This window comes from Streptomyces bohaiensis, from assembly GCF_012033785.1.
GTDB lineage: Bacteria > Actinomycetota > Actinomycetes > Streptomycetales > Streptomycetaceae > Streptomyces > Streptomyces bohaiensis.
On record NZ_JAAVJC010000212.1, the window covers coordinates 1 to 7,944 of the forward strand.

At 75.8% G+C, this 7,944-nt stretch carries 8 protein-coding genes; 3 read left to right on the forward strand and 5 right to left on the reverse strand.

Annotated elements, in window-relative coordinates; genetic code table 11:
- Positions 1 to 364 precede the first annotated feature (364 nt).
- Positions 365 to 1,360, forward strand: a complete 996-nt coding sequence (locus tag HCN52_RS18735) for a phosphatase PAP2 family protein (RefSeq protein WP_376767157.1) — start codon at positions 365 to 367, stop codon at positions 1,358 to 1,360.
- 80 nt (positions 1,361 to 1,440) lie between these two features.
- Here HCN52_RS18735 and HCN52_RS18740 read toward each other — a convergent pair whose 3' ends face one another.
- The gene (locus HCN52_RS18740; RefSeq protein WP_168089616.1) at positions 1,441 to 1,656 is read right to left on the reverse strand and encodes a proteinase inhibitor I78; all 216 of its coding nucleotides are present in this window, start codon (positions 1,654 to 1,656) and stop codon (positions 1,441 to 1,443) included.
- 478 nt (positions 1,657 to 2,134) lie between these two features.
- On the opposite strand from HCN52_RS18740, the gene HCN52_RS18745 reads away from it, so the two are divergent.
- Both HCN52_RS18745 and HCN52_RS18750 read left to right on the forward strand, forming a co-directional pair.
- Positions 2,135 to 2,920, forward strand: coding sequence for a DUF8842 C-terminal domain-containing protein (locus HCN52_RS18745; protein WP_168089617.1), 786 nt, complete (start codon positions 2,135 to 2,137; stop codon positions 2,918 to 2,920).
- An 80-nt stretch (positions 2,921 to 3,000) separates the two neighbouring features.
- Positions 3,001 to 3,318, forward strand: a complete 318-nt coding sequence (locus HCN52_RS18750; protein ID WP_312876772.1) for a hypothetical protein — start codon at positions 3,001 to 3,003, stop codon at positions 3,316 to 3,318.
- Positions 3,319 to 3,456: 138 nt separating this feature from the next.
- Here HCN52_RS18750 and der read toward each other — a convergent pair whose 3' ends face one another.
- From der to HCN52_RS18770, 4 genes are all read right to left on the reverse strand, one after another.
- Positions 3,457 to 4,926: a ribosome biogenesis GTPase Der gene (der, locus tag HCN52_RS18755; protein WP_168089618.1), complete on the reverse strand. Its 1,470-nt coding sequence runs from the start codon at positions 4,924 to 4,926 to the stop codon at positions 3,457 to 3,459.
- 187 nt (positions 4,927 to 5,113) lie between these two features.
- A complete protein-coding gene (locus HCN52_RS18760) occupies positions 5,114 to 5,794 on the reverse strand; it encodes a lysophospholipid acyltransferase family protein (RefSeq protein ID WP_312876773.1) in 681 nt (226 codons plus the stop codon).
- Positions 5,791 to 6,483 (reverse strand): (d)CMP kinase, encoded by a 693-nt coding sequence (gene cmk / locus HCN52_RS18765; protein ID WP_312876774.1) that lies wholly within the window; start codon positions 6,481 to 6,483, stop codon positions 5,791 to 5,793. The genes HCN52_RS18760 and cmk overlap by 4 nt, the downstream gene beginning before the upstream one ends.
- Before the next feature lie 256 nt (positions 6,484 to 6,739).
- Positions 6,740 to 7,825, reverse strand: coding sequence for a prephenate dehydrogenase (locus HCN52_RS18770; protein ID WP_168089620.1), 1,086 nt, complete (start codon positions 7,823 to 7,825; stop codon positions 6,740 to 6,742).
- Positions 7,826 to 7,944 lie beyond the last annotated feature (119 nt).

The window sequence follows — 7,944 nt, forward strand, 5'->3', positions numbered from 1 at the left end:
GCCGAGAACCGGCCCCGGCCGACCGGAGCCCGCCACGCACCGCCGGCCACGCCCCGTCACGGCCCCGGCGCCGTCGGTGGCCGCGCCCCGCCGGGCGCCTCCGGTCCGGGCACGAGACGGCACCGGCCCGCCTCCCACGGAATTGCCCAGGTGCACGCATTCGGCGCAACAGCGTTCCGCATTCGACCGCGCCACGCATTCGGCGGTGCCACGGGGGCGCGCCGCGGCCCGCAATCCCTAGGCGCGCACGCAAAGCGCGAACGGTGGCGCAAAGCGCGCCCCCGGGTCCACGTCACATCACATCGGCATCACGAAGGTGAGCTGGGGACAAAGTCCCGCTATCACCCGCTGTAATCTTGAGAGGGTGCGTACCCGAATCCTCGCTCGCCTCGAACAGGAGCCACAGCGCCCGGACATGGCCGCTCCTGACATGAGCCGTGTGCGGATGTCCCTCCTGGGGACGACCGCGGTCTTCTACGCGGCGATCGTCGGGTTGGTGCTGACCACCTCCTGGCTGGTCCACCTGGACTGGCAGGTCATGCTCTTCCGCCCGTACAAGCAGTGGCCGGAGCTCCACGCCTTCCTCGACTACTTCGTGGTCCTCGGGCAGCGCGGCCCCACCGCCGCGCTGATCGCGGCGTGGCTGGGCTGGCGCTCCTGGCGGCAGCGGACCCTGCGTCCACTGCTGGTGATGGGGTGCGCGCTGCTGCTGCTCAACCTCTCCGTCGGCGCGGCGAAGCTCGGCATGGGCCGTGAGGGCCCCCACTACGCCAACATCATCGGCTCCAACGAGATGTTCCTGACCGGGGACATATTTCCCTCCGGGCACACGGCCAACGCCGTCGTGACCTGGGGAATCCTCGCCTACCTCGCCACCACGCCGCAGGCCCGCCGCATCCTCTCGGTGATAGCGGCGGTCTTCGCGCTGGGCGTGGGGACGACCACCGTCTACCTGGGCACCCACTGGGTGAGCGACGTGCTGCTCGGCTGGGCCGCCGGGCTGCTGATCCTGCTGGCGCTCCCGTGGTTCGAGCCGCTGCTCGCCCGGGTCGAGATGCGGCTGCTCACCGACCGGGACCGCCTCTGGGAGCGGTTCTCCCTCCGGGAACCGAAGCGGGTACCCGCCGTCCGACCGGTGACCGTCGGCGTGCGGACGGGACGGGACGGCGACGACGCCCGCGAGACCGAGGCGGCGCCGGCCCTCAACGGCCTGCGGCCCGCGCGGTACGGGGCGCACCCGTACCGCGCTCCGACGGGCCCCCGCCCGTCCGGGCCGCCCTCGCACCCGGGCGGCGCCCATCCCACCGCGCACCCCGGCGCCGGCGACCGGCCCCCGGTGAGCCCCGCGGGCAGCCACTGACGCACGACCGCCGCGTCCCGCCCCGGCTTCCTCGGGGCGGGACGCGGCGGTGAGGGCGCGCGCCGCGGGCGGCGGAGGGCTCAGCCCCTCCAGCAGCGGACGACGACGTCGTCCTTGACGGCGAAGTTGAGCCGGCCCTCCAGGTACTCCATCGTGATGATCGCGTCCGGCGGCAGGGACCGCACGGTCTGCCAGCCGGCGGCGCGGGCACGCTCACCCGCGGCCTCGGCGCTCAGCCCCAGGTAACTGTCGGTCGTGTCGCGGGAACCGTCCGCGTCCGAGGAGTGGGAAGACATGCGGCCCACCGTACGGGGCGGACGCGGCACCCGGAAGTGACGGGCGACGGTCCGCAGTGTCACGCTTCTGTCACAGCGGCTCCGGCCCGTGCCCTCCCGACGTCACGGCCGGAAACCCCTGCTCCGCCGCTTCCGGAGCGGGAATTCGGCGGACGGACGGAAAACCCGGCCCCCGCTATTCGATTCCCCTTCCGGACTGGCCACGCGTCACCGCCGACCGGCGGGCCCGACGGAATTCCCCCGAGCGCGCCACGGCATTCCGCGGCGGCACCGCGGCGGAGATCTGCCGGAGGCCGCGGCCCTCCCGGGGCCCGCTCGGCAGCCGCGCACCGCCCGGCCCCCGGCACCGCGGGGCGGGCGCACAGGCGGTGACCGTACCGGAATCGGCCCCTCCCAGGGCGTGACCTGGCCGTGTCGGCGCCGTTGAACCTTCGGGAGCCGCCGCAGGCAGCGGACCCAGGAAACCTAAGGAGTACCAGTGTCAGCATTGCTCGACGTCAGCGCGGACGTACGCGCCGAGATCGGCGAAGACGAGGCGGAGCGCCTGCTCACCGGGGACAACTCCCCGGGCAACTACGACTGCACCTCCTGCCGCAACCCGGGCGACGCGGTGCGGGAGCGCACCAGCACCGTCCTGTTCGTGGGCGAGGAGACGGCCGTGCTGGCGTTCGCCCACGCCGCCTGCATCCCCTCGCAGGTGGTGCCGGTCTCGGAGGAGCAGCTGAAGGGCGCCGTGCGGTCGATCACCGGCCAGGGCAGCGACATCGCCGCCGGCGCGCAGGAGGCCGGCGGTCAGGCCGTGCTGGGCGTCACCTGCGGCCTGGTCATCGTCGACGACGAGCTCTACGCCTCGCTGGTCGTCGAGCCCAACGGCGCCATCGCCCGCCCGGGCTCCGACGCCTCCGGCGACGAGTTCCTGCCGCTCATGATCGAGCAGGGCTTCTTCCCGGTGACGACCGTGGCGTCGGCGCCCGCCGAGCTGACGGGCTGGTCGGTGCTGCTGGTCGGCGGCGAACTGCACGCCGTGCTGCAGCCCGGTCTGGTCGGCAGCCCCTCCACCGCCTGGTGGCAGGCGCACCAGCCGCTGCCGGTGACCGAGGGCTGGCGCAACGCCGCCCGGCAGCGCGGCAAGGTGCTGCTGCTGGCCTCGCCCGCCGGGACCATCGGCACCCAGCCGCGGGAGGACCTGCTGCGGGACGCCCTGGACCAGGCAGCCGAGGGCGGCCGACTCGTCGGCGCCGTCATCCCGCTGGCCGGGACCTGAGCGGCTCCGACCGGCTGGGGCGATCAGGTAGTACCGGCGGGCGCCCCGCATCCGTCGGCCCGGCCGGTCGTTGGAGGAGCGTGCACCCTTCCGAACCGTTCCGCCCGCAGCAGCCCGGCCGCCACCGCCACATCCCCGGGATGCGTCCTTCGTTCGAGCCGGCCGTGGGCCACTCGGCGACGCCGATCTACGACGCGCTCTGCGCTGAGTACCGGCGGATGTTCCGGACCCTTCCCGGTGACCGGAGCGGGGAGGAGGAGCTGAGGTTCGACGCCTTCGGCACCTTCGGCTCCCCGCGCACCGCGGTCGCCGGCTGGCACGATCCCGGCCGTCGCCACGGCTCGTCGCTGCCGGCGCTGCCACCGGGACGGCACGGCCGCACCGACGGCAGGAGCTGACCGCGCGCCACGGCGCCGCGGCCGCCCTTCCCGACGCGGGGAGGGGCGGTCGCGGCGCCGTGGTGCGTCCGGGGCCTCGCGGTCCGCACGACGGCGCCCGCCCCCGCGTGCAGAGAGGGGCGGGCGCCGTCGAGGGCGTCACTTGCGCTTGGCGCCGCGCTTCTCCCGGACCCGCACGGACACCTGGATCGGTGTGCCGGCGAAGCCGAACTCCTCGCGCAGCCGGCGCTCCACGAACCGCCGGTAGCCCGCCTCCAGGAAACCGGAGGCGAAGAGCACGAACCGCGGCGGGCGGGTGCCGGCCTGGGTCCCGAACAGGATGCGGGGCTGCTTGCCGCCGCGGACGGGGTGCGGGTGGGAGGCGACCAGCTCGCCCAGGAAGGCGTTGAGCTTGCCCGTCGGCACCCGGCTCTCCCAGCCGGCCAGCGCGGTCTCGAGCGCGGGCACCAGCTTCTCCATGTGGCGGCCCGTGCGGGCCGAGACATTGACCCGCGGCGCCCACTGCACCTGCACCAGGTCCCGCTCGATCTCCCGTTCCAGGTAGAAGCGGCGTTCCTCGTCGAGGGTGTCCCACTTGTTGTAGGCGATGACCAGGGCCCGGCCGGCGTCGACGGCCATGGAGATGATCCGGGTGTCCTGGACGCTGATCGGCTCGGTGACGTCGATCAGCACCACCGCGGCCTCCGCCTTCTCCAGGGCGGCGGCGGTCCGCAGCGAGGCGTAGTAGTCCGCGCCCTCCTGGAGGTGGACCCGGCGCCGGATACCGGCGGTGTCGACGAACTTCCAGATGCGGTCACCCAGCTCGATCAGCTCGTCGACGGGGTCCCGGGTGGTGCCCGCCTCCTCGTTGACGACGACCCGCTCCTCGCCGGCGACCTTGTTCAGCAGCGAGGACTTGCCGACGTTCGGACGGCCGATCAGCGCGATGCGCCGCGGCCCGCCGGTCACGGTGGCGAAGGTCTCCGGCGGGGCGTCCGGCAGCGCCTCCAGCACGGCGTCCAGCATGTCGCCGGTGCCACGGCCGTGGAGCGCGGAGACGGGGTGCGGCTCGCCCAGCCCCAGCGACCACAGGTAGGTCGCGTCGGCCTCGGTGGAGGGGCCGTCGACCTTGTTGGCGCACAGCACGACCGGCTTCCCGGACTTGCGGAGCAGCCGCACCACGGCGGTGTCGGTGTCGGTCGGGCCGACCACGGCGTCCACCACGAAGACCACGGCGTCCGCGGTCGAGATGGCGAACTCCGCCTGGGCGGCGACGGAGGCGTCGATGCCGAGGACGTCCTGCTCCCACCCCCCGGTGTCCACCACCTTGAAGCGGCGGCCCGCCCACTCGGCCTCGTAGCTGACGCGGTCGCGGGTCACCCCCGGCCGGTCCTCGACGACCGCCTCGCGGCGCCCGAGGATCCGGTTGACCAGGGTGGACTTGCCGACGTTGGGGCGGCCCACCACGGCGAGGACGGGCAGCGGGCCCGCGCCGGCGGCGGCGAGTTCCCCGTCCACCTCCTCGGCGTCGAAGCCCTCCTCCTGGGCGAGCCGCATGAACTCGGTGTACTCGGCCTCGTCCAGGGCACCGTGGTCGGTGCCCGCCTCGGGCTGCTCGTGGTCGCGCATGGGGTCCTGTCTCCGTCGTCGGCCGGGTCTCTCCCGGTGGGGCCGCCCCCCGGGGGGCGGTTGCGGTGCCCGGCACGCGGCGGGGCCCGGGCTGCTCCCCCCGGGGGCCGGTGGCGCGCGGCGCGGGGCCGCGCGGCGTCATCGGCCCGACGGTGTGGTGGCCGTGGGAGGGGCCCGACCGCCCAGCCTAACGCGCGGTGAGGGCCCGGGCCGACGCGAGATGGGCCGCCAGCCGCTGCTGGACCTGCTCGGCGGCCGCGTCCAACGCCGCGCGACCGCGGCGCCCGCTGCCGTCGCCGACGTGGAAGGGCTCGCCGTAGACCACGTCGAGGCGGCCGCGCAGCGGCGGCAGCCCGGGCAGCACCCGGCTGCGGCGCTCGGCGCTGCCGAGGACCGCGACGGGCACGACGGCGGCGCCGGAGCGCAGGGCGAACCACGCCAGGCCGGAGCGGAGGGCGCCGAAGTCACCGGCGCCCCGGCTGCCTTCGGGGAACATGCCGATGACGCCCTGGGCCCGCAGCACGGCGAGGGTGTCCGCCACCGCGCCGCGGTCCGCCGCGCCCCGGTCCACGGCGATCTGCCCGAGCACGCGCATCGCGGCCCCGGCGGGGCCGACGAACGCCTCGCGCTTGACGAGGAAGTGGACCGGACGCGGCGACGTGCCGATGACCAGCGGGCCGTCCACGTTGTGGGTGTGGTTGCCCGCGAGGATGACCGGACCGCTGCCCGGGACCCGCCAGGCGCCCAGCACCCGGGTGTTCCAGGCGCTGCGCACCAGCGTGATGCCGATGCGGTGCCCCACGACGGCGCCCCGCGGGCTGGGATCGGGACGCGGGCCGTCCTCGGTCCGGGCGGCGGCGGTGGTCACGAGACGGGCCGCTTCCGGTCCTCGACGAGGGTGACGACGCAGTCGACGACCTGGTCGAGGGTGAGGTGGGAGGTGTCGACCTCGGTCGCGTCGCCGGCCTGGGCCAGCGGCGAGACGGCGCGGGAGGAGTCCGCCGCGTCGCGGCGGGCGAGGTCGGCCCGGGTGGTGGCGACGCCCTCGGCGCCCCGGCGGCCGATCTCCCCGCTGCGGCGGGCGGCGCGCACCTCCTCGGAGGCGGTGAGGAAGATCTTCAGATCGGCGTCCGGCAGCACGGTCGTGCCGATGTCCCGTCCCTCGACCACGATGCCGGCGGTGGCCTCGGCGGCGATGGAGCGCTGCAGCTCGGTGATCCGTTCGCGGACCGCGGGGACGGCGCTGACGGCGCTGACGGCACCGGTGACCTCCGGGCCGCGGATGGGCGCGGCGACGTCGGTGCCGTCGACGGTGATGGTGGGCGCCTGCGGGTCGGTGCCGGAGACCACGTCGGGAGTGGCCGCCGCGGCGGCCACGGCCGCCGGGTCGGCGACGTCCACGCCGTGGTGCAGCATCCACCAGGTGATGGCGCGGTACTGGGCGCCGGTGTCGAGGTAGGCGAGGCCGAGCCGGGCGGCGACCGCCTTGGAGGTGCTGGACTTGCCCGTTCCGGACGGCCCGTCGATGGCGACCACGACGGCGGGTTTGGCGGACACGGAGATGCGCACCTCTTTCTCGGACCGGCCCGATGCGGCCGGCGGCGGCGGAAGCAGGGAGGGCGCGCCCCGCGGCTGCCCGCCGGGGGCGGCGGGGGCACGACCGAGGACAGGTTAGCCGCTCACTCGAACGGCCGTCGCGCGGGGAGCAGCCGCCCGCCGCCCACGCCGGTCCGTGCGTGGCCGGGGCGCCCCTCCCGCCCCCGCACGGGCGGACGGGCGCCGCGCGCCGTCGCACGCCGCGCCGCCCGCGGGGTCACGCCCTGATCGACCAGCCGCGCTCGCGCAGCGCGGTGCTCAGCACCGGTGCCGCGCCGGGGTCCACCATGAGCTGGACGAGGCCCGCCTGCTGGCCGGTGGCGTGCTCGATCCGGACATCTTCGACGTTGACCCCGGCCGCCCCGGCGTCCGCGAAGATCCGGGCCAGTTCGCCGGGCCGGTCGGAGATCAGCACGGCCACCGTCTCGTAGGCGGCGGGCGCCGCACCGTGCTTGCCCGGGACCCGCCGGCGTCCCGCGTTGCCCCGGCGCAGCAGCGAGGCGACCCCGGCGGCGCCGTCGGCGTGCTCCTCGGCGTCGGTCGAGGCCAGGGCCCGCAGCGCGCGGACCGTCGCGTCGAGGTCCTCCGCGACCTCGGCGAGGATGTCGGCGACGGGACCCGGGTTGGCGGACAGGATGTCGATCCACATCGCGGGGTCGGAGGCCGCGATGCGCGTGACGTCCCGGATGCCCTGGCCGCAGAGGCGGACCGCGCTCTCCTCCGCCGCGGTGAGTCGGGCGGCGACCAGGCTGGAGAGCAGCTGCGGGGTGTGCGAGACCAGGGCCACGGCCCGGTCGTGCGCGTCGGCGTCCATCACCACCGGAACGGCGCGGCAGAGGGCCACCAGTTCCAGGGCCAGGTTGAGCACCTCGGTGTCGGTCTCCGGGGTGGGAGTGAGCGCCCAGGCGCGGCCCTCGAAGAGGTCGGCGGTGGCGGCGAGCGGGCCGGAACGCTCCCGACCGGACATGGGGTGGGTGCCGACGTAGCGGGCGAGGTCGAACCCGGCCGCCACGAGCTCGCGCCGGGGGCCGCCCTTGACGCTCCCCACGTCGAGGTAGGCGCGGGCCGCGCCGCGGGCGTCCGCCGCGGCCAGGGTGGCGGCGATGTGTGCCGGCGGGACCGCGACGACGGCGAGGTCGACGGGCTCCTCGGCCGGCGCGGTGTCGCCGGCGCCGAGGGCGGCGGCGGTCAGGGCCTGCTCGGGATCGTGGTCCTGGAGGTGGACGCGCACCCCCCGGGAGGTCAGCGCGAGGGCGATGGAGGTACCGATCAGGCCGGTGCCGATGACGAGGGCGGTCCGCATCGGGCCAGGGTAGCCGGGGAGCGGCCCCCCGGACGCCGCCGTTCCACGCGCCGGACCGGCCCGGACGGGGAGGGCCGCCGCGCGCAGCCGGGCCCGCCCCGCGCGGCGGCGGGGCAACG

Excerpts from the sequence above, each read along its gene's own strand:
- HCN52_RS18740 (WP_168089616.1), bottom strand. The coding sequence starts at position 1,656 with ATGTCTTCCCACTCCTCGGACGCGGACGGTTCCCGCGACACGACCGAC.
- der (WP_168089618.1), bottom strand. The coding sequence starts at position 4,926 with ATGCGCGACCACGAGCAGCCCGAGGCGGGCACCGACCACGGTGCCCTG.
- HCN52_RS18770 (WP_168089620.1), bottom strand. The coding sequence starts at position 7,825 with ATGCGGACCGCCCTCGTCATCGGCACCGGCCTGATCGGTACCTCCATC.